Source organism: Nostoc sp. DSM 114161 (assembly GCF_052692665.1).
Genome location: NZ_CP195141.1, coordinates 8,403,562 through 8,423,671 on the forward strand (window position 1 = coordinate 8,403,562; position 20,110 = coordinate 8,423,671).

At 41.6% G+C, this 20,110-nt stretch carries 26 protein-coding genes; 13 read left to right on the forward strand and 13 right to left on the reverse strand.

Features of this window, described 5'->3' with window-relative positions; genetic code table 11:
* Positions 1 to 110 precede the first annotated feature (110 nt).
* Genes NSTC745_RS35155 through NSTC745_RS35170 form a run of 4 tightly spaced genes read left to right on the forward strand, consistent with a single transcriptional unit; the run spans position 111 to position 3,544 of the window.
* Positions 111 to 1,712: a DEAD/DEAH box helicase gene (locus tag NSTC745_RS35155; protein ID WP_445638762.1), complete on the forward strand. Its 1,602-nt coding sequence runs from the start codon at positions 111 to 113 to the stop codon at positions 1,710 to 1,712.
* Complete coding sequence (locus tag NSTC745_RS35160; RefSeq protein WP_445635158.1) at positions 1,642 to 2,856, forward strand: DUF790 family protein; 1,215 nt, start codon at positions 1,642 to 1,644, stop codon at positions 2,854 to 2,856. The genes NSTC745_RS35155 and NSTC745_RS35160 overlap by 71 nt, the downstream gene beginning before the upstream one ends.
* A 15-nt stretch (positions 2,857 to 2,871) precedes the next feature.
* Positions 2,872 to 3,108 (forward strand): hypothetical protein, encoded by a 237-nt coding sequence (locus tag NSTC745_RS35165; protein WP_445635159.1) that lies wholly within the window; start codon positions 2,872 to 2,874, stop codon positions 3,106 to 3,108.
* A complete protein-coding gene (locus NSTC745_RS35170) occupies positions 3,095 to 3,544 on the forward strand; it encodes a type II toxin-antitoxin system VapC family toxin (protein ID WP_445635160.1) in 450 nt (149 codons plus the stop codon). Before NSTC745_RS35165 ends, NSTC745_RS35170 begins: the two co-directional genes overlap by 14 nt.
* A 25-nt stretch (positions 3,545 to 3,569) precedes the next feature.
* Here NSTC745_RS35170 and NSTC745_RS35175 read toward each other — a convergent pair whose 3' ends face one another.
* From NSTC745_RS35175 to NSTC745_RS35190, 4 genes are all read right to left on the reverse strand, one after another.
* The gene (locus tag NSTC745_RS35175; protein ID WP_445635161.1) at positions 3,570 to 4,265 is read right to left on the reverse strand and encodes a PD-(D/E)XK nuclease family protein; all 696 of its coding nucleotides are present in this window, start codon (positions 4,263 to 4,265) and stop codon (positions 3,570 to 3,572) included.
* 59 nt (positions 4,266 to 4,324) lie between these two features.
* A complete protein-coding gene (locus NSTC745_RS35180; RefSeq protein WP_445635162.1) occupies positions 4,325 to 4,597 on the reverse strand; it encodes a type II toxin-antitoxin system RelE family toxin in 273 nt (90 codons plus the stop codon).
* Positions 4,594 to 4,821: a hypothetical protein gene (locus NSTC745_RS35185; RefSeq protein WP_445635163.1), complete on the reverse strand. Its 228-nt coding sequence runs from the start codon at positions 4,819 to 4,821 to the stop codon at positions 4,594 to 4,596. Before NSTC745_RS35185 ends, NSTC745_RS35180 begins: the two co-directional genes overlap by 4 nt.
* 104 nt (positions 4,822 to 4,925) lie before the next feature.
* Positions 4,926 to 5,099 (reverse strand): hypothetical protein, encoded by a 174-nt coding sequence (locus NSTC745_RS35190; protein WP_445635164.1) that lies wholly within the window; start codon positions 5,097 to 5,099, stop codon positions 4,926 to 4,928.
* Positions 5,100 to 5,268: 169 nt separating this feature from the next.
* Between NSTC745_RS35190 and NSTC745_RS35195 the strand changes: the two genes are divergently transcribed.
* Entirely contained in the window at positions 5,269 to 8,040 is a 2,772-nt protein-coding gene (locus NSTC745_RS35195; protein ID WP_445635165.1) for a tetratricopeptide repeat protein, read from the forward strand.
* Positions 8,041 to 8,429: 389 nt separating this feature from the next.
* Here NSTC745_RS35195 and NSTC745_RS35200 read toward each other — a convergent pair whose 3' ends face one another.
* The 3 genes from NSTC745_RS35200 to NSTC745_RS35210 all read right to left on the reverse strand — a co-directional run bounded on the left by NSTC745_RS35200 (position 8,430) and on the right by NSTC745_RS35210 (position 9,489).
* Complete coding sequence (locus NSTC745_RS35200) at positions 8,430 to 8,660, reverse strand: hypothetical protein (RefSeq protein WP_445635166.1); 231 nt, start codon at positions 8,658 to 8,660, stop codon at positions 8,430 to 8,432.
* Positions 8,638 to 8,910 (reverse strand): type II toxin-antitoxin system HicB family antitoxin, encoded by a 273-nt coding sequence (locus NSTC745_RS35205; protein WP_445635167.1) that lies wholly within the window; start codon positions 8,908 to 8,910, stop codon positions 8,638 to 8,640. Before NSTC745_RS35205 ends, NSTC745_RS35200 begins: the two co-directional genes overlap by 23 nt.
* 186 nt (positions 8,911 to 9,096) lie before the next feature.
* The gene (locus NSTC745_RS35210; protein ID WP_445635168.1) at positions 9,097 to 9,489 is read right to left on the reverse strand and encodes a hypothetical protein; all 393 of its coding nucleotides are present in this window, start codon (positions 9,487 to 9,489) and stop codon (positions 9,097 to 9,099) included.
* Here NSTC745_RS35210 and NSTC745_RS35215 point away from each other — a divergent pair.
* Complete coding sequence (locus tag NSTC745_RS35215) at positions 9,470 to 9,724, forward strand: hypothetical protein (RefSeq protein ID WP_445635169.1); 255 nt, start codon at positions 9,470 to 9,472, stop codon at positions 9,722 to 9,724. The two genes, NSTC745_RS35210 and NSTC745_RS35215, sit on opposite strands and share 20 nt — an antisense overlap.
* A complete protein-coding gene (locus NSTC745_RS35220) occupies positions 9,712 to 10,158 on the forward strand; it encodes a type II toxin-antitoxin system VapC family toxin (RefSeq protein ID WP_445635170.1) in 447 nt (148 codons plus the stop codon). Before NSTC745_RS35215 ends, NSTC745_RS35220 begins: the two co-directional genes overlap by 13 nt.
* 132 nt (positions 10,159 to 10,290) lie before the next feature.
* Here NSTC745_RS35220 and fabG read toward each other — a convergent pair whose 3' ends face one another.
* From fabG to NSTC745_RS35235, 3 genes are all read right to left on the reverse strand, one after another.
* Positions 10,291 to 11,037: a 3-oxoacyl-[acyl-carrier-protein] reductase gene (fabG, locus tag NSTC745_RS35225; protein ID WP_445635171.1), complete on the reverse strand. Its 747-nt coding sequence runs from the start codon at positions 11,035 to 11,037 to the stop codon at positions 10,291 to 10,293.
* Between the two features lie 136 nt (positions 11,038 to 11,173).
* On the reverse strand, positions 11,174 to 11,341 hold the full coding sequence (locus NSTC745_RS35230; protein ID WP_445638763.1) for a DUF5615 family PIN-like protein: 168 nt from the start codon (positions 11,339 to 11,341) through the stop codon (positions 11,174 to 11,176).
* Positions 11,342 to 11,518: 177 nt separating this feature from the next.
* Complete coding sequence (locus NSTC745_RS35235; protein WP_445638764.1) at positions 11,519 to 11,743, reverse strand: DUF433 domain-containing protein; 225 nt, start codon at positions 11,741 to 11,743, stop codon at positions 11,519 to 11,521.
* A 491-nt stretch (positions 11,744 to 12,234) separates the two neighbouring features.
* Between NSTC745_RS35235 and trxA the strand changes: the two genes are divergently transcribed.
* Genes trxA through NSTC745_RS35250 form a run of 3 tightly spaced genes read left to right on the forward strand, consistent with a single transcriptional unit; the run spans position 12,235 to position 13,578 of the window.
* Entirely contained in the window at positions 12,235 to 12,552 is a 318-nt protein-coding gene (gene trxA / locus NSTC745_RS35240) for a thioredoxin (RefSeq protein WP_445635172.1), read from the forward strand.
* 17 nt (positions 12,553 to 12,569) lie between these two features.
* Entirely contained in the window at positions 12,570 to 12,836 is a 267-nt protein-coding gene (locus NSTC745_RS35245) for a hypothetical protein (protein ID WP_445635173.1), read from the forward strand.
* Positions 12,837 to 12,855: 19 nt separating this feature from the next.
* Complete coding sequence (locus NSTC745_RS35250) at positions 12,856 to 13,578, forward strand: class I SAM-dependent methyltransferase (protein ID WP_445635174.1); 723 nt, start codon at positions 12,856 to 12,858, stop codon at positions 13,576 to 13,578.
* A gap of 62 nt (positions 13,579 to 13,640) precedes the next feature.
* On the opposite strand, the gene NSTC745_RS35255 is transcribed toward NSTC745_RS35250, so the two are convergent.
* The 3 genes from NSTC745_RS35255 to NSTC745_RS35265 all read right to left on the reverse strand — a co-directional run bounded on the left by NSTC745_RS35255 (position 13,641) and on the right by NSTC745_RS35265 (position 16,052).
* Positions 13,641 to 14,069, reverse strand: a complete 429-nt coding sequence (locus NSTC745_RS35255) for a YidH family protein (RefSeq protein ID WP_099066014.1) — start codon at positions 14,067 to 14,069, stop codon at positions 13,641 to 13,643.
* Positions 14,070 to 14,644: 575 nt separating this feature from the next.
* Positions 14,645 to 15,301 carry a hypothetical protein gene (locus NSTC745_RS35260; protein WP_445635175.1) on the reverse strand — a complete coding sequence of 219 codons (657 nt, stop codon included), beginning with the start codon at positions 15,299 to 15,301 and terminating at the stop codon, positions 14,645 to 14,647.
* A 46-nt stretch (positions 15,302 to 15,347) separates the two neighbouring features.
* The gene (locus NSTC745_RS35265) at positions 15,348 to 16,052 is read right to left on the reverse strand and encodes a cadmium resistance transporter (RefSeq protein ID WP_445635176.1); all 705 of its coding nucleotides are present in this window, start codon (positions 16,050 to 16,052) and stop codon (positions 15,348 to 15,350) included.
* A gap of 313 nt (positions 16,053 to 16,365) precedes the next feature.
* Between NSTC745_RS35265 and NSTC745_RS35270 the strand changes: the two genes are divergently transcribed.
* From NSTC745_RS35270 to NSTC745_RS35280, 3 genes are all read left to right on the forward strand, one after another.
* Positions 16,366 to 17,373 (forward strand): LysR substrate-binding domain-containing protein, encoded by a 1,008-nt coding sequence (locus tag NSTC745_RS35270; protein ID WP_445635177.1) that lies wholly within the window; start codon positions 16,366 to 16,368, stop codon positions 17,371 to 17,373.
* 334 nt (positions 17,374 to 17,707) lie between these two features.
* A complete protein-coding gene (locus NSTC745_RS35275; RefSeq protein WP_445635178.1) occupies positions 17,708 to 19,018 on the forward strand; it encodes an efflux RND transporter periplasmic adaptor subunit in 1,311 nt (436 codons plus the stop codon).
* A gap of 352 nt (positions 19,019 to 19,370) precedes the next feature.
* Positions 19,371 to 20,105 (forward strand): rubrerythrin family protein, encoded by a 735-nt coding sequence (locus NSTC745_RS35280; protein ID WP_445635179.1) that lies wholly within the window; start codon positions 19,371 to 19,373, stop codon positions 20,103 to 20,105.
* The last annotated feature ends 5 nt before the right edge of the window (positions 20,106 to 20,110 follow it).

The window sequence follows — 20,110 nt, forward strand, 5'->3', positions numbered from 1 at the left end:
GAGTTAAGAGTTAGGAGTAGAGACGCGATTAATCGCGTCTGTACAAGAGTTAGGAGTTTTATGTGCCCAATGCCCCATGCCCAACGCCCAATGCTCAATGCCCAAGAATTATGGCTCGTACCCCAACATTAACTTTCGATCGCGGCACATTAATTTTGCATCCACCACCACGCGGCAAAGCTTGGATGGACTACGCTACATGGGACGATCGAGTTGAAAAATTCCGCATTCCGGCGATTAGATACCGATCGCTCGTGGAAGCACTACAAGCGGAAGATGTGAACTTTATCGATGAAGCAAAGGAGTTTTATCCTCTAGATTTGGTTTCTAGTTTGGAAATGGAACCATACCCTCACCAGAGTGAAGCTTTAGCAGCTTGGAAACTAGCGGGTAGGCAGGGGGTGGTTGTGCTTCCTACGGCGGCGGGAAAGACTTATTTAGCACAAATGGCTATGCAGTCAACCCCCCGCACGACGCTGATTGTAGTCCCGACTTTGGATTTAATGCATCAGTGGTACGCACATTTAGTTGCGGCTTTCCCGGATGCTGAGGTGGGATTGCTGGGGGGTGGTTCGCGGGATAAAACACCTATTTTGGTGGCAACTTATGATAGTGCGGCAATTCACGCCGAAGCGATTGGAAATCAATATGCGTTGATTGTTTTCGATGAATGCCATCACTTACCAACAGATTTTAATCGGGTGATTGCTGAATATGCGATCGCACCCTATCGCTTGGGACTTTCCGCAACACCAGAACGTACTGATGGCAAACACGCTGATTTAAATATTCTTATTGGTCAACAAGTCTATCGCAAACGCGCTGAAGATTTGGCGGGGAAGGCGTTAGCAGAACATGAAATTGTGCAAATTAAGGTCAAGTTATCGCAGCAAGAACGGGAAAGATACAATCAATTAATTCAAACTCGCAACGACTTTTTAAAGCAATCTCGCATTTCTTTGGGGAGTCTTCAAGGTTGGCAAATGTTCGTGCAAATGAGTGCTAGATCCCAAGCTGGGCGGAGGGCGATGTTAGCGCACCGCGAAGCCAAAGATATTGCTTTGGGTACTGATGGAAAGTTGCGAATTTTAGCTAATTTATTAGCAGAACATTATCCGGCAAGAGTTTTAATTTTTACTGCCGATAATAGTACGGTTTATCGCATTTCTCAGGAGTTATTAATTCCAGCAATTACTCATCAAACTCCGGTGAAAGAACGCCATGAAATATTAACAAAATTTCGTGAGGGTACATATAATACTTTGGTGGCTTCTCATGTGTTAAATGAAGGAGTTGATGTACCTGCGGCTTCTGTGGCAATTATTTTATCGGGAACTGGTTCGGCGAGGGAGTATATTCAGCGTTTGGGGAGGGTTTTAAGAAAGGGAAATATTGAGAATAAGCAGGCAATTTTGTATGAGGTGGTGGCTGAGGATACGAGTGAAGAGGGGACTTCGGCGAGGCGACGCGGAGAGAGGACAAGGGGACAAGGAGACAAGGAGACAAGGGAACAAGGGGAGAAGAAGGGGAATTTGCAGGTTGTGTATGGGAGTGGGAAGGGAAAGAGTTTGAAGGCGGCGGAACAGTTAGAAATTAATTATTCAATTCAAAATCCAAAATCTAAAATTCAGAATTCAGCAGATGTTACCGACAGAGTTATTGATGCATCGCCAAAACGGGGAGGAGATTATTCCGAAGAGACTGAAGATTGATAATAAAACTTCGGAGTTGGCGATTGAGTTGATTAATTATTTTCAATCAGCGGTGGGAAAAACTCAGGGTGTGCTTGAGCGACAACTGACTGATTTTGAAGGAGATTCGACAGATTATCGAGTCAAGCGGGGATTAGCTTATATTCTCAAAAGTAGTTTTTGTACTTTTGAGGTGGTTAGTCCTTTAGAACCACAAATGTTAAGAGAAAGGGTGTTTTCTCTGGCTGCAAAGTCTGTTTCTAGTCGGGAATCTACACAAGTTACTTTGGGTAAAGTTGCTGATGAGTTAACTCAAGAACTGGAACGGGAAGTTTTACCGGAACAGGTTCGCAATGGATTATATGCTGATTTATCTGAGAATAAAATTTTGACTGTTTTTGATGCACCAACAGCACCAGATTTATTAAATCGATATAACTTATCTCAGGTGCAGGGAGTTTTTTATAAAGCGAGTCAGTTGGTGTTAAATGCTCATCGCAATGTACCGGGAGAATATAAGCTGTTGTTTCGCTATTTAAAGTTGTTTCAATTGATGGCTTATATTGAAGGTGATGCCGACCACGGATTTACAATTACTATTGACGGGCCGACAAGTTTATTTAATCCTAGTACGCGATATGGGTTGGCGATCGCTAAACTCATCCCCGCTTTACTTCATGTTACAAAATGGAGTCTTTCTTCGATTCTCCAAACTCGTGATGCCTATACAAATACTTGGAAAACTGGACGTTTTACTCTGAATTCAGAATGTGGTTTGGTATCTCATTATCCACCAGGAAAGCCCTACGATAGTATGCTAGAAGCATCCTTCGCTGATAAATGGGATGCTTTGAAAAGTGGCTGGGCTTTAGAGAGAGAAGTTGATTTAATACCAATTCCTGGTAGTGTCATGATTCCTGATTTTCGCCTAGTGCATCCTGATGGACGTAGTTTTTTATTAGAAATAGTTGGTTATTGGCGTCCAGAATACTTACAAAAGAAATTTTCTCAGGTGCGACGTGCTGGACGAGATGATTTGATTTTGGCAATTTCCGAGCGACTTAATTTAGAAAAGGCGGGAGTAAAATTAAATGATGTCCCCGCCAGAATCGTTTGGTTTAAAGATAAATTATTGCCAAAAGCAGTGTTAGCTGTGATGGATTGAAGAAGGAGAAATAGTATGAAAAGTATAGAAACAATTGCTACAGTTACTAAAGATGGTAAGATTACAGCGCAGCTACCATTCGATATTCCAGAGGGTGACCATCAGGTGGTAATAGTAATTGATGAAAAGCCTTTGGCTGAAGAAGAACAGCACAAACAAAAGAAAGCGCCTCTCAAATTTTCCGCCTATCCTGTAGGATTAGTCTCGGAAAGTTTAACCTTCCGCAGAGAAGACCTTTATGCAAACGACTAATAACTCTGTTTTCATCGATACAAATATTTTAGTTTATGCAAATTTAGCCTTGTCACCATTTCATGTACAAGCTACAGAACGACTTCAAGCATTTGCAGAACAAGGTATTGATTTATGGATTAGTCGCCAAACTTTGAGAGAATATTTAGCAGCAATGACAAGACGAGGCGACTTAACTGGAAACATTCCTATTGCATCTTTAGTGGCAGATGTACGGTATTTTGCTAGTTATTTTCGCTTGGTTGAAGATAATTTACTCGTGACAGAAAGGTTACTAACACTTATGGAGGAAATTCCTATTGGTGGTAGGCAAGTTCATGATGCAAATATTGTCGCTACGATGTTAGTTTATGGCATTCCTCAGTTACTTACTCACAACACAGGCGATTTTGGTAGGTTTTCGGGGTTAATTACTGTGTTGCCATTACAAAATTAAACTGCTTGGTATTTTGCAATCTCACTCACGAACTCCAAATACTTCTGCGTTCCCAATATTGGGCGACTCTTTTTTCCCACTGTTCCCAATAATTTTGAATCGTTGCTGGTTCAAACCAAAATACCTCGGCTGGCATCTCTGGAATTGCGACTACCAACAAAGCATGATTTAGCTGAATGCCATAATCTCGATAATAGTTGTTAATTGCTCCAATGTATGCTGTAAGTTGCAGTGGATGTTCGTATAAATGCTCGATTGAACCTTTAGGTTTATCTGCTGTTTTCCACTCGCAAATACAGGGAATGCCTTGATAACTGGCAATACAATCTACTTTGCCAGAATAGCTCAAATCGTAATGAAAAACCGAGCCTTCCACAAGTCTTATTGTGTCGATTTCTTCTAAAACTGGCTTAATACTTTCCCAATAAGGGCGGCTGGCTTCGGGACAAACAGGATTTTGTCCAAGGAGGTAGCGCTCAATTTGTTTGTGTGTTTGAGTTCCGCGACGGCTGGCGTTTGTAGAGATGCGGGTGGCTTCTTCTGTTCCAACACGCGCTTTCCAATTTAATAATCTGTCTCTATCTTCTTGGGGTTTGGTGACATTAAGTATTGTGGTGACGCTAGGGAAGCGGTTTCCCTTGGCATCTACATAATATTGTTTGCCATTTTCTCTTAGGGATTTGCTATTAATTCGAGGTAGGAGTTGGGTATTAAATTGCATTTGTAATTGGTAATGGGCTACGCCCCGCTACGCTAAGCTAATTCGTAATTAAGATGGTTTTATTTCGGGAAATAACGATAAATATCTTTCCGGTGTAGCACTCGCTGAAATATGACTGTTTCTCCATCAAAAATAAATCCTATACGATAATCACCGACACGGATGCGATAAGCATTTTCATAACCCTGAAGTTTTTTGAGGTTAGTAATTTCTTCAAAGGTTAATAGTTGTGGTATTTCTTCAAAAGCAAGGGTTCTAATAGTCTCATAGTAAGGTGTACTTTTCAGAGCCTTCATATCTTTGATAAAGCTGGGTATATATTGGGTAATCACTCTTGTTCTAGTTGTGCTAATGCTTCATCTATATTTAGAGGTATTTCATGTTCTACTGCCTTCATTGCTAAAATAAGTCCTTCATCTTCAATAGCTTCTAACAACCGTAGATAATCATCAAAACCTATGACTACTTTGCGGATATTACCTTCCATATCAGTAATCAGTTCTTGAGCAAAAGGGTATTTATCAGTTTGCATTTGGCTTGTGATTTTAGTAGTCATACTATGACTTTAGCGTTATTAGCTGCCCAGATCCTCGATTTATTCAAGAAGTCGGGGATCTAAATCCAGCTTAAGTAAGTGACATTGCACTCTACATATTACTTTTACTTCAAATCATCCCCTTGCGTCTCCTCTGGTTCCAGCAATTCCCAAATGAGAAAAGTAATTTCAATGAAAATACCCGAACCTGGGATTAAACAGTCTGCAATTAAGGGAATTACAAATAGTAAAACTGTCACCAGCTTTTTAATATTGATAGATTTCGTTGCCTTTTGCATTTGTTTCACCTCGAACACTGAAGCAACGGTAGATTTGGGGTAGTCAGTGAAAGCAAATACAGTTGTTTGTTGGCTGTAATGGGTGAATACCCGGAGATTTGAGTTTGGGGATGCTAGATTAAGTTTGGGGATTCCCGAAACTTTGTCTAAATTTGAGCAAAAGTAACCGATGGCGCGTGTTAGCTATGGTGATGATGTTAAAGCGCGGGTAAGGCAGCTATTAGAAAGGTTGTTGGCTTATGCCAATGATGAGATAGAAAACCCTGAGCGTTTTAAAATTGACTTTAGCTGGCAAACACCAAAACAACTAGTTGTGAGGACACAGCTAAGAATTTTGGCGGAACTTGGTGGTTTAGAGAAAGAACAAGTTCGAGAAGCGCTGAAAGCACTTGCTGAGTTTTTGCGTGTTTTGGAAGATTTGCGCGAACATAAACGAGGTTCGGAAGATTGGCATTTTAAGCTGACGCTTTGGTGCGATAAACGGGACAAAGACGGGAACTTAAAGAAATTTGATGAAGAATGGCAACGTCTTAGGCAAGCAAAACCAGGTGTGCAGCGTGCTGAAGCAAGAAAAGCTAAACCCAAGCCGACGTTTTACGAAAATATTCCCTTGAGTGGCGTGGTGGAGTTTGTTGGACGTGAAAAAGACCTCCAAAATCTCCACCAGCTTTTGCAGGAAAACGAACAAGTGGCCATAGCTGCTGTTGCGGGGATGGGTGGAGTTGGTAAAACTGAACTTGCCCTACAATATGCCAGGAATCACCGCGAAACTTACAAGGGTGGAATTTGCTGGTTGCTGGCAAAAGTTGGTGATGTGGGCATTCAAGTTGTGCGGTTTGCCAGAAGTGTGCTTGATTTAAACATACCAGAAGGTTTGGATGTCTTTGCCCAAGTGCAATACTGCTGGCGGCATTGGCGTGAGGGCGATGTGCTGCTAGTGTTAGACGATGTTGGGGAATATCAGCAGGTTAAGCCTTATTTACCCTCGTCATCTTCCCGGTTTAAAGTGTTGATTACCACGCGCCAATCCTTGGGAGCATCTATTAAGCAATTATCCCTGGATGTATTGCAACCACAAGCGGCACTGGAGTTATTAAAGTCATTTTTGAAAGAAACACCACAGCGAATTGAGCAAGAATTAGCTGTTGCAAATCAGTTGTGTGAGTGGTTGGGATATTTGCCTTTGGGTTTGGAATTAATGGGGCGATATCTCAAACGCAAACCAGACGTTTCTTTAACAGAAATGTTGCGACGGTTGGAGAAAAAGCGACTTGAGCAACCCGCCTTGGATAAACCAGAAGGCGACATGACTGCACAACGGGGTGTGTTAGCAGCCTTTGAGTTGAGTTGGCAAGAATTAAATGATGATGATAAGCAGTTGGGGTGTTTATTGAGTTTATTTGCACCCGCGCCTATAGCTTGGGATTTGGTGGAACAGTGTTTACCAGAGGAAGATGAGGAAGAGTTAGAGGAAATTCGGGATGAGAAGTTATTGAATTTGCATTTACTCCAGCGTAAAGACGAGGGAGTTTACCAATTGCATCCACTGTTGCGGGAGTTTTTCCAATATCAGCTTACAGGTTTAGAACTGGCGGAGGAATTAAAGCAAAGTTTTTGCAAAGTAATGGTAGCAGTTGCTAAAGATATTCCTGACTTGCCCACCCTTCAGCAAATCAATGATGTTACCCCCGCTATTCCTCATATAGCTGAAGTAGCGAATCATCTCATTCAATACCTCAGCGATGATGATTTATTTTGGCCTTTTATCGGCAACGCTAGATTTTATGATGGTCAAGGTTTATATAACCAAGCTTTACCCTGGTATGAAAAATGTATAGAAGTCACTAAAAAGCGCTTGGGAGAAGAACATCCAGATGTCGCCACTAGCCTCAACAACCTTGCAGAACTCTACCGTTCCCAAGGTAGATACAGCGAAGCCGAACCTCTTTACATCCAAGCTTTGACACTTAGGCGCAAGCTGCTGGGAGAAGAACATCTAGATGTTGCAGAAATCCTCAACAACCTAGCGGTACTCTACCGTTTGCAAGGCAGATACAGCGAAGCCGAACCCCTTTACCAACAAGCTTTGGCACTCAGGCGTCAGCGACTTGGAGAAGAACATCCAGATGTCGCCACTAGCCTCAATAACCTAGCGGTACTCTATAGTTTCCAAAGCAGATACAGCGAAGCCGAACTCCTTTACATCCAAACTTTGGCACTCAGGCGTAAGCTGCTAGGAAATGAACATCCAGATGTCGCACAAAGCCTCCACAACCTAGCGGGACTCTACAACTTACAAAGCAGATACAGCGAAGCCGAACCCTTTGCTATCCAAGCTTTGGCACTTTACCGCAAGCTGCTAGGATATGAACATCCATTTGTTGCACAAAGCCTCAACAACCTAGCGTTAATCTACAGCTTCCAAAGCAAATACAGCGAAGCCAAACCCCTTTTGATCGAAGCTTTGGCACTCACGCGCAAGCTGCTGGGAGATGAACATCCAGATGTCGCACAAACCCTCAACAACCTCGCATTACTCTACAACTACCAAGGCAGATACAGCGAAGCCGAACCCCTTTACATCCAAGCTTTGGCACTTAGGCGCAAGCTGCTGGGAAATGAACATCCAGATGTCGCCACTAACCTCAATAACCTAGCGTATCTCTACCGTGACCAAAACAGATACAGCGAAGCAGAAACCCTTTTCATCGAAGCTTTGGCACTCAGGCGCAAGCTGCTGGGAGATGAACATCCAGATGTCGCACACAGCCTCAAGAACCTAGCGGCACTCTACTGTAATCAAGACAGATACAGCGAAGCCGAAGTGTTGTATATGCAAGCTTTAGATATTTTTGAGCAACGGTTAGGCGCAAATCATCCCAATACTGTTAGTTGTCGTCAAAGTTTAGAAGATTTGCGCGATCGCCTCTCTTCACAATAGCAAAATTCATGTTCCCAACCTCATCAATCAAGCTTTAATCTCCAAGTTTCGCGTTCCAAACAAGAATCTTCCTGTTTTAAGTGAGAATGTTCTTGTTCTGAGTTGGAATGATGGTGTTCTGAGGGCGTAGGCGTAGCCCGCCCTTATACCATTTCACAAAAAATTTGATGCAAATGTAGGTTGGGTTGAGGAACGAAACCCAACACTTCAAAGCCTTGTATATGTTGGGTTTCACTGCGTACCCCTACGGGGAAGCAAGCTAGAACCCAACCTACGCATCTATCTCATTATTTTCGGGAATTGGTATTAGACATCGCTCGACTTAAATTGTAGAATGATGAGCATAGAAGCTCCATCGGCGAGTCAAGAAACATCATTGCTACGGAAATTCAAAGGCTATTCCATTCTTCCAGGGTAATTTCCCTCTGGACAATCACCTCAACTTCCTGAATCATCATCCGCAATTGGGGTACAGAATACTCATCATTAGAAGGAATAGTTAAGCGATGTTGCCCATACACCATAAACTGATGTCTTGCACCAGAAAAAGCCCCTTCAAAGCCAAGTTGTCGTAATTTCTTGACAAATTCCCTACGCTTACACGGTATCCATCGGCTCAAGGGTCGGCTCCTTGTTGAGGTCAATATTATCAATTACCGGTAGAGAATGTCCCAGCTTTAACCCAAGCAAAATCCAGTCTTCCAGGGTTGAGCGTAATTCATCCTCACACTCGCGCAAAGTCGATGCAAAGGCTATTACTCCTTTGCAAACAGGAATTCTACCTGTAAATGTACCATCTTCTAACTTGTCATAAATTGCGTAAGCGATCGCTCGGTCAACATAGTCGCTCAGAATAAACTTTATCGCCATGAAATCTCGCGTTGTGCTACCAGTTTAATCTTACGTTGAATATCTTACGTTGAATAATGGTGTTTCGCCGATGCAGTATCTACGCCTTAGAAAAAAAGTGTAAATTTACAAGCGATCACCTCTCCTCACAATAGCAAAAAACACAGCAAGAGATAGCAATTTATAAGTTCGCCTCAACTCATAAAATTATAAAAGTGAAAAAGGCGATCGCTCAAACTCAACTTTGACCTTCTGAGGCTCGACTTTGACCTTCTGAGGCTCGACTTTGACCTTCTGAGGTTCAACTTTGATCTTCTGAGGCTCGACGTTGACCTTCTGAGGCTCAACTTTGACCTTCTGAGGTTCAACTTTGACCTTCTGAGGCTCAACTTTGACCTTTAAGACAGTCACTACACAGTTTTTAGAGCGATCGCTTTGCCTAAATTGTAGAATGATGAGCGATCGCCTTTGATAGTTGAGAGATGATTGCGATCGCCATCGCTTTTTGAGCCACAATTGATAGAACGATAGGGAGTCCGCAGAACAAACAATAGCTAAAAAGAAACCAGGAGAAGGCTTGATGCAATCAGCATTACGCATAGAAACTAAAGTGTTACCAGGCAACAAAATTGAAATCATTTTGCCTGACGATACACTCTCAACCTCTGTAGGACAAACTATTGAGGTAATTGTCCTGATACCACAAAAAACGACAATAGAGGGACAATCGATTATCCACCTGCTTGAAGAAATCCACAAACAGCGTCCTGTTGGCAGAAGTGTAGAAGAAATCAATCGAGACCTCCAAGCAGAACGAGATGCATGGGACAACTAATTCTGCCAAATGCTGCTCGTGTATACGTTGATACGGTAACAGTTATTTACGCTGTCGAACAGACCCCAACTTATGGAGTGTTGTTGAATCCCTTATGGAATAGTCTTCAGGCGGGAACTCTTGAAGTCTTTAGCAGCGAACTAACTCTGATGGAAACCTTAGTTGTGCCACTGAGAAACTCGGATACATTTCTGGTTGATGCCTATGAACGATTACTCCGATCGCCTCAAATGCAGTTGATTCCTATAAATCAGATCGTCTTGCGTGAAGCAGCAAGGCTACGCGCAAGTACGCCTTCATTGAGAACACCTGATGCCATTCATATTGCGACTGCTACAACATCTGGCTGTACTCAGTTTCTCACCAACGATCGCCAACTGAGGAGAGCCACAAACTTGCCCGTTGTGATTCTAGATGAGGTGCTGACATCATGAGCGATCGCTTTTATCTTCCAAACTCGACATTTCGAGTTACAAATACGTTGGCACGGGCGTACAGTTGTACGCCCCTACAAGCGATTTATTAGTTGCAAAGTACTGTGTAGACGCGATGAATCGCGTCTGTGTTCACGCCATTACCATCCCACCATCAACATTAAAAACTTGTCCGGTGATGTAAGCGGCGGCGGGGTCGGCGGCGAGGAACCGCACCATGCCAGCGACTTCTTCTGGTTGACCAAAGCGACTGAGGGGGATGAATTTGAGAATATCTTCGGTGTTATTAAGGTCGCTAGTCATGTCGGTGGCGATAAAACCAGGGGCGACAGCGTTAACGGTGATGCCACGAGATGCAAGTTCTTTGGCAACGGTTTTGGTAAAACCAATTACACCTGCTTTGGCGGCGCTGTAGTTTGCCTGACCTGGGTTGCCCATTTGTCCAGCAACTGAGGTAATGCTGATAATCCGCCCCGATCGCTGTTTCAACATGATTTTACTGACGGCACGCGTAGATAAGAACACACCAGTTAAATTCAGGTCGATGACTGCTTGCCAATCTTCTGGCTTTAAGCGCAACAGCAGTGTATCGCGGGTGATACCTGCGTTGTTGACTAAGATATCCACACGCTTAAACTTTTCCATGACGGCGTTAACTAGGGCGTCTACTTGCTCGACTTTGGAAACGTCTGCTTGGAGAGCGATCGCCTGACCTCCGGCTGTGGTAATTTCTGTAACAACTGCTTCGGCTGCTGCACTGGAACTGGCATAATTAACAACTACGATCGCTCCTTGTGTGGCTAATTCGATGGCGATCGCTCGTCCAATTCCCCGCGAAGCACCTGTGATAATTGCGACTTTATCTTTTAATAGTGTCATTTAATGTTCCTCAATCTTCAGAATACCGCGCTAATTATCTTATGGTGATTTAGGGAACATCTGAAATATTGTTTGGATAAAATCTAACTATTGCGCGGTGACAATCTTGGTAGGATGAGGCAATTTAGATAACTAATTAACTAGATATAACTCGATTAACACGAATTAACTGTCCTTTGAAGCTTTCAACTTGAGTAATAACTTGGTGTATACGATTAGCAAAGTTTTCCCAGTTGCGATCGTCTCTACAAATAATAATACCTGAATGCTCTGGGTGATTATAATGTAGTTTTAGGAAATCTATACGATTTAGAGTTCAAATAACACGTTATTCCTGGCTAGCAAATTCTAACACTTGCAAATCAGGTATCTTAGTATTCGCCTTTCCTGCTTCTTGTACTGTTAAAAGATCGTGTCATAATGAGCGCATAATTTATACCACAGCACGTGGAAAATGTTCATCTGCATAGAGATGTGCCATTTATTCTGCTTCCTCATTTTCTTTAATATCCCGTGCAATTTCCTCACTAAATGCCTCTGCATAAGCCCAAGCATTTGCTAGATCTGTTGCTGATAAACTCGGATAGTTACTCAGTATATCTGCTTCACTATATCCTAAATTACGAGCATTAACTAATCCCCAAATAGGAATACGAGTGTTAGCAATACAGGCTTTCCCACTACAGATTTCTGGTGTTTTTTCGATGCCTTACCAATGATTAGCAAGGCTTTGGGAAAGAATGTTAATAATTTTAGCTTTTTGTGCTGGTGTTAACTTTAGCAATTCTGCTTCTAACTCTTTGAATATCATAGTTGTAGTAATAATTAACTATCTATTTTATTTGCTAATGAATGGATAACATTGAGAATATATTGTTGGTTTAATTATAACTGTCTAAGTCAGAGCCTTTTAGACATCGCCAAATTCGATAAACTACCATGTCTGTAGACATAAGCCTCGTGAAACTCTGTATAATCATTTGGTTACATCAAAATAGGTAGAAATAAATCTCTAACTGCTATACACAAAATAATACGATATCTCTATTTTATTAGGATTATTTAAGATTTTCGCTAGCGAACTAGTCTATATTGCACTAATGTAATTTTTTCCTGAGAAAAACTCATAAACATATACCGATTTTATATTCTAAGAATTACCATTGAAACAAACAATTGAAAAGCGGTGTGTATCACATGGCAACTAAAAAACAATTTAACAGCTTTGACGAGATGCTGTCTGATTCTGATGTGCCCGTATTGGTAGATTTTTACGCTGAGTGGTGCGGCCCGTGTCAGATGATGGTGCCAATTTTAGAACAAGTGAATGCCCAACTAAAGGATCGTCTGCGGATTGTCAAAATCGACACAGAAAAATATACAGAATTAGCTACCCAGTATCAAATTTACGCCCTACCAACCCTAGTACTATTTAAGAAGGGTGAGGCTGTGGAGCGAATTGAAGGTGTAAGACAAGCAGCAGATTTGGTCAAACATCTACAAACAATAATTTAACTAGTATTGAGAATTTGGTGTTAGTTTCAAAGGCGCGAAACTTCGCGTCTTTTTTACTAAGTAGAGGGCAGGAGGCAGGAGGCAGGTGGTCACTGAATCTCGACTTCTCTACGAGAGGCTACAATAGTCGCAAACTCAGCCAGTTCATCAACCAGTGTTTGCAGCATCGTACTTATTACAGTATTAGTTTTGGGGATGTTGGCTATAGCTACGAAGTCGGACAAACTCCCGCAGGTGATTGGATTGGTGTGGGAACCCAAAGCGAATTTGAATACAATCCTTAAAAAGACTAGCAAAAATATCATGTCTAAAAAGCCCGATTCGCAGTTACAAAATCTCTTCGCCACCCACAAATCAACTAACTGGCAAGAAAGATTAACACAAATAGCTGTCCGCTTCAACCGAGAATATCAGGGTCAATCCGTTGAACTGCCAGCTGAAGTCCAAGCAATGCCAATCTTTCGGGAGTGGGCTAGTGGCAATTTTTCCGGGAGAATTGCTTCTCCTTTTTGGGAAGTTGCCAAACCTCAAAAGAACCAGCACTGTTTAGATATCGGCTGCGGTGTCAGCTTGTTAATTTATCCTTGGCGAGATTGGCAAGCATTTTTTTATGGGCAAGAAATCAGTAATGTGGCGCGAGACATTCTCAATTCTCGCGGGCCGCAGTTGAATTCTAAGCTATTCAAAGGTGTTGAGTTGGGAGCAGCTCACGATCTAAACTATTCACCAGGCCAATTTGATTTGGCGATCGCCACAGGATTTAGCTGCTATTTTCCACTTGAATACTGGAAGGCTGTCCTGACAGAAGTCAAACGAGTTTTAAAACCAGGCGGACATTTTGTATTTGACATCCTCAACCCAGAACAGCCTTTAGCAGAAGATTGGGCAGTTCTAGAAACTTATCTCGGTGCTGAGGTATTTTTAGAACCTCTAGCTGAGTGGGAAAAAACAATTAAAGCTGCTGGTGCTAAAGTAACAACCCAGAAATCAGGCGAATTATTCGAGTTGTATAAAGTACGTTTTTAAAAGAAGAATTCAGAATTCAGTATCTCAATGACAAATGACAAATGACAAATGACAAATGATAATCATTCAGCAATAACTGGACTCGTTGGATCTAAAGAAGTTGTAAACACAAAATAGATGACTCCAGCGCCGAGAATCATCACAGCTAAACTGAAAAGCAACACCCAGCGGTCTGTTGGTTCATAAGTATCTTCTTCAATGTCACGACGGACTGCAAAATAGTGCCCCGTTGAGAGCCAAACTGTAATCAAACCTACTAGCGAGAAGACTAAACCTAACTTCCAGCCATTTCCAGGACGGGGTACTAAAGGTATTTGAAAAGCACGGAGACGCACGATGACCACACCAAAACCCAAAAGAGCAATCCCTGTCCGCATCCAAGCCAGGTATGTACGCTCATTTGCCAAGTGGTCTCGTATACGAGATGGATTTAGTCTTCCTGGTTTCTTTTGCTCTTTAACTTCTTCTGTGGGTTTCGATTTTAGCTGCATTAATAATACCTTTATTCCGAAAGAAGTACCTCTCCAAAAAACGCGAAAGTAGTAGCAAATTTCCTTCCAGATTATTTGCATCCAACGCGCTAATTGTGCTAGTGAAATATATTTATTGTGATTGTACATTTTTTTGGTAAGTTTATTTTAACTGAAATTTGTTATTCTTCTCAAGTAGCGTCCAGTTAGGAGCGATGTCCGTCTTGAAAAGTGACGCTTCTCTGTTACAAAGTGACGCTCCTGCGTCGCTAACGCTGCGCTAACAGATGCCTCTGTCTTGCCGCAAAGCGTCTAGGTCAGAAACCTCCGCTCTGACTTTGTGCTACGTCGTAACAGATGCCTCTGTCTTGCCGCAAAGCCTCCACGACGAACTACGCCTACGCAACATCAAAATCAAGACTTTCGTTAACCCTAAGCAGTAATTACCTAAATAAAACAGCCAACACCAGAGAGATTTTTGACCAGTCCTTGTCCTGTTTCGTCTCTGATTTTGGCTGTGAACCTGTTAAATTTGAAAACATTTTCTTGAGAAACAGATTTCAGTAATTAGCGTTCATTGATAACTGTTTACTCATTTATGACTTTTCAATAGGCGCATTGGGAACTCGTGTATCTATTAAAGCTTGTGATACATTCGGAATAAACCAATTGACTTCATTAGCTTTAACAATTTCAGCATTAGGAATGTTGATTTCAATTGCAGCATTCTCTGGATTGGCTTTAATCGTTAACTTGCTGCCATCAGGTATTTTGATAGCTACTGGTTCTGTAAATTCTTGAGTTTCTCCGTTTGGAGTTAAGGCTGCAAGTTGAGCATCATTTGGCAAATAAAATCCATCACAATCCCAATTATTTTGAGTTGACTGGCCATCAGCTAGAAAATACAGGCCATTTTCGTATGCAGCATCATCATCTTCTTCCTCATTTGCTGCTTTGCCGTAGACTGCAATAGTATTACCTGTTTGGTTCTCGCATTGACCCCAGTTAATTCCTGTCTCTAAAGCATATTTTTGGAATTCTAACTCATCGATTTTCTTTTGAATTTCTTCTGGTGTCACACCTGCGATTTGAGTTTTGGCTTTTTTTGCCTGAGTGAGTTGCTTAATTGCTTTGGTAACCTCGACATAATCAGGGTTTTTGCTAAATTTTGGTCGATCGGCAAAAGAAGGTTGAGCAAAGGCGAGATTAACAAAAATCATCAAGACGATTAGCAGAGATTTCCAGATTTTCATGATTCAATTCCTGTTGATTTTTTAATACATTTTGAGAACAATTAAACTATTCTGACTCCTGAATTCTGATTGCTGAATTCTGAGTTTTGCTTAAAATGAAAGAAAATAAATAACTAGAAACTACAGATAACAGAGTCCAAGTAACATTTTCTGAGACGATAAATACACCCAATCCAACCAAGATACAAGGTACAAAAGTATTGCCATTATCAGTTAAAAATTGAGCGATCGCAGGTAAGTAAGTGAACTTATAAGCGGCGTAACACCAAACACCTACTAGAGAAAAGAATACGCTGACAATCACCAGCAGACTTTCTAGTTCAGAATTGGCAAACAGAGGTACGTAAACACTGATATTGTCGCTACCGTTAGCAAAGGCGATCGCAGCTACATTGCATGTTTGCGGAGACAGAAAACTGGCAATTACGGAGGGATAAGAACGCTCAGTTTCTTCTGACGCTTCCTCTGGTGAATCTTCTTCGCGTTTTAGTAAACTACTCATACCAATAATAATTGGCATGAAACCCAGTAATCTAATCCATGACTGCGGTATAATTAGCCCACCGAAAAAACCTGGAAGACTAGCAGCGATCAATGCCGCAAAACCGAGATATTGACCAGCAACAATGTGACGACTGCGGAAACTTTTATTTATTTGTGAAAAAAGTAACGTCAAAATCACAATATCGTCAATATTCGTGGCACTGAAGGCTGTAATTCCTGTGGTAATTGCAGTGACTAAACCGCTCATTTGTTGAAGTCCTTATTTTGATGCTTGCTAATTGGGCATGTAGCATTGGGGAGGCAGTGCGTTGGACGGGTTTCCCGGCTTGTATCCCTTCGGGGAAGCAAGCTACGCGCAGCGTCTCCGACAGGAGAAGCAACTGCCGTCATGGGGCGTTAGTCTGTTTACAAATGACAAATGACCAATTACCAATGACTACGTAGTAAGCTTTGATTTATACTTTAGGCAAACTAAACGATAGAATCAAATGCTTTTTTTTGTCAAAATGATAAATGAAAGTGATGAAAACTTGGGCACTAACTTTTAGGACGTACCATCAATGGCAGGAATGACGCTTGAACAGCTAAAAATATTTCTGGCTGTGGCGCAGCACTTACACTTTACTAGGGCAGCAGAAGAACTTTATATTACACAACCTGCCGTCAGTGCAGCGATCCAAAACTTAGAGCAAGAATACGGAGTCAAGTTATTCCATCGAATTGGTCGTCATATTGAGATTGCTGAGGCTGGTAAGTTACTGCAAGTGGAGGCGCAAAAAATTCTCGATCAAGTCTCCTTAACTGAAAGGGGATTGCGGGAATTGAATAATCTGCAACGGGGTGAATTGAAATTAGGCTCAAGTCTGACAATCGGTAATTATTGGCTACCAAGCAAGATTAGTGAGTTTAAGAGCCGATATCCTGGTATCCAAATTGACTGTACCCTTGCCAACGCTGAAACCATTTGTGTAGGAACAGCAATGGGACAGTTTGATTTGGGTTTAGTGGAAGGAGACGTGAAGCCAGCACTTCAAACCACTCTAGAGTACGAAATTGTGGGGAGCGATCGCTTGCAAATTGTGGTAGGTGAAAAACATCCTTGGTTTGAGCATGGAGAAATTGAGTTAAGCCAGCTGACTCAAACTCCTTGGGTAATGCGAGTACCGGAATCTGGAACCCAGCAAAGATTTGAGGAAGCGTTGCTAAATTGGGGAATCAACCTCAATGAACTGAATGTAATTTTAGTGTTCACTAGTGGTGAGATGGCAAAAGCAGCCATTGAAAACGGCGTAGGTGCGACTGGAATTTCTGAGTTGATGGTAAAAAAAGAAATTCAGCTTGGAACTCTACGGTCAATTAAAGTTATTGATAACAGAGAACAAGAGAGTGCGATGCTTACGGCGGGCTACGCCTACGTCGAAATAGTTCGACCTTTTTTCAAACTCAAACACCGTCAGCGTTTCCAAACAGCTCTTTCCAAAGCCTTTGAACAAATGTTGTTATCTTCTATGTTAAATAATTCACATCAACAACCAACAACTAATAAAAAAGGAAAAATTAAAAGTTAATAGTCATTTGTCATTAGTCTTTGGTCATTTGTCATTGGTCATTGGAGGCAGAAGGCAGAAGTTGTTTAATTTTGAATTTTGAATTTTGAATTTTGAATTGATTTGTCTCCCTCATCTCCCCCAATCGCTTATAGCCAATGCCCCATATCAACAAACAATTTATCAAAACATATCATTCACCTTTAGATAGATTTAGATGCAATTATCAAAACAGTATATTTTAAATGGGTAAATATATAATTTGCCCCAATAGCTTATGCCAAATCAGGAATTTCAATAGATAAAATCTTGATTGAGTTATAATTCATCGCGTTCATTAAATTCCTTATCAGCCATGACATCCCCAGAGCCTCAAACTGATTTTGGAGAAAATTCTTCGCAAACCTCATTTAAGCCACCTCCACAAAAACGGCGGTGGCTTTGGTTATTTTTACCTGCGCTACTATTGGTAGGAGGCGGAGTAACTCTCGTTTGGCGTTTGCTGACTCCGCAAAATTCAGTACCTTCAACTGCTAATGTTCAACCTCAAGGGGTAAGAGTCAAAATATCTACAGTACAAAGTGGCATCATTGAGGAAAGTTCAGATTTTATTGCTAGCCTAGAGTCCCAGCGCTCGATTAACCTCAGACCAGCGATTCAGGGTCAAGTTAGCCAAATATTGGTCAAACCTGGAGATTCTGTGGCGCAAGGGGCAGCGATCGTCCAAGTAGACTCTAGACCGCAACAACTAGCAGCCAATGGAATTAATGCTCCCTCTGAAGCATTTTTAGGACAACTACAAAACGCCCGCGCTACACTCAAATCTCTGGAAGCCGAACGTGCGTCTTACGTTGCTAATGTGCAACTCAGCCAGCAGGAATACGAGAAATATTTCAACTTAGCTCAACAAGGAGCAGTATCTCGACAGGCTAGCAATCTGTACGCTAATAGGCTCGCTGCCGCCAAGACTAGTCTAAATGCAATTGATTCTAGGATCGAAGTCCAACGATCCAATATCTCACAAGCTGAAAAATCTTTACAACAAACCAATGTAAATATAAAACAGCAACCCCAGTATCAGAAAATTACTGCTCCCTTTGCTGGTACAGTTGGCAACATTTCGGTAAAACCAGGTGATTTAGTTAATACTTCTACACCGTTAGTTACTGTAATGCAAAATCAACCTTTAGAAGTTAAAGTCTCTGTGCCTCCACAGCGAAAAGCTCTATTGCGTGAAGGAATGCCGATGGAGATTATGAATACACAGGGTCAGAAGTTAGGTAGAACTAGAGTATTTTTCATTGCACCGAATGGCAGTAATGAAACACAAGGGATACTAATTAAAGCCCTCTTTAATAACCCTAAAGGTCAGGTACGTGCAAATCAATTAGTTAGGGCCAGAGTTATTTGGAATGAGCGCCCTGGAATTTTAATTCCAACAACAGCAGTGACTCGTGTAGGTGGAGAAACTTTTGTTTATGTAGTTGAAACTCAAAAATCTCCCCAAGGCGCGTCTGTGCAAGTAGCTCGGCAAAAGCGAGTGAAGCTAGGTCAAATTAAGGGTAATAATTATCAAGTGATTGAAGGATTACAGCCAGAAGATAAAATTATTATCTCAGGATTGCTGAATCTTACTGATGGTGTGGCGATCGCTCCAGAGTTTTAGCATCAGAGAATGGGAAGACAAGGGTTTTCTGTTTCTTGACAATTACCCTTGTCTCCTCGTTCTCTTCGCTGACGCCATAGAATACGCTGATTAGCGATTTTTAAAGCTTTAAACAACTTGAATTTAGGAGCCAGAATTCTAATTTAGAATTCTTTGTTGCTCATTTGTAGGCTGTAAAACTTTTCGGTCTTATAATTATCCAGGTAGGATAGCACACTTATGCTAACCTTCTCAATTTGGGCTGAAAAAATTTGTATAAATCATTTCTAATTTATACGAATAACAGCTTATTCATTTGGTTGTAGATTTTGTGTTTTCGTAGCAAACATTACTTTGCAGGCATCCCAAAATTATGGATTTATCCAACTTTACTACTCTTCAAAACTTAGAAGCTGCCTTCGGTGGTGAGTCGATGGCGAATCGTAAGTATTTGTTTTTTGCTGAGGTGGCGCGTAAACTTGGATTTACAGACTTAGCAAAGCTTTTTAAAGAAACAGCAGACCAAGAAACCGAACATGCTTTTGCACATTTTGAACTGCTGCATCCAGAACTTGTCGTAGAAGATCCTACGGGTTTAACTGACGAACAAAAGCGGGAAATAGTGTCTCGTTGCTTATCATTAGCAATCGAAGGCGAGACTTATGAATATACTACAATGTATCCAGAATTTGCCGCAGATGCTCAACGCGATGCCTACGGCGGGCAGAGCCAACGCGATAATCCTGCTGCTGAAGAATTTCTCAAACAAGCTAAAGAATCCGCCGATCATGCCAACACATTTCGGGAAGCTGCACACCGTTTTGGCTTGTTAAAATTCATCGAAAACTATCACGCCGATCGCTACGCCGAAGCTTTAGAAGTATTAAATGGCGGACAAGCAGTAAATAGAGTTGTAGATGAAAATCCTCAAACTCGTAAATGGATTTGTAGACAATGCAGTATGATTTACGATCCTGTAGCTGGCGATCCTGATTCGGGAATTGCACCTGGTACACCTTTTGAAGAAATTCCCGACGATTGGGAATGTCCTATTTGTGGTGCTAGCAAAAAAACTTTTAAACCTCTTGAGGAAAAAGTTCCAGCTTAATCCGA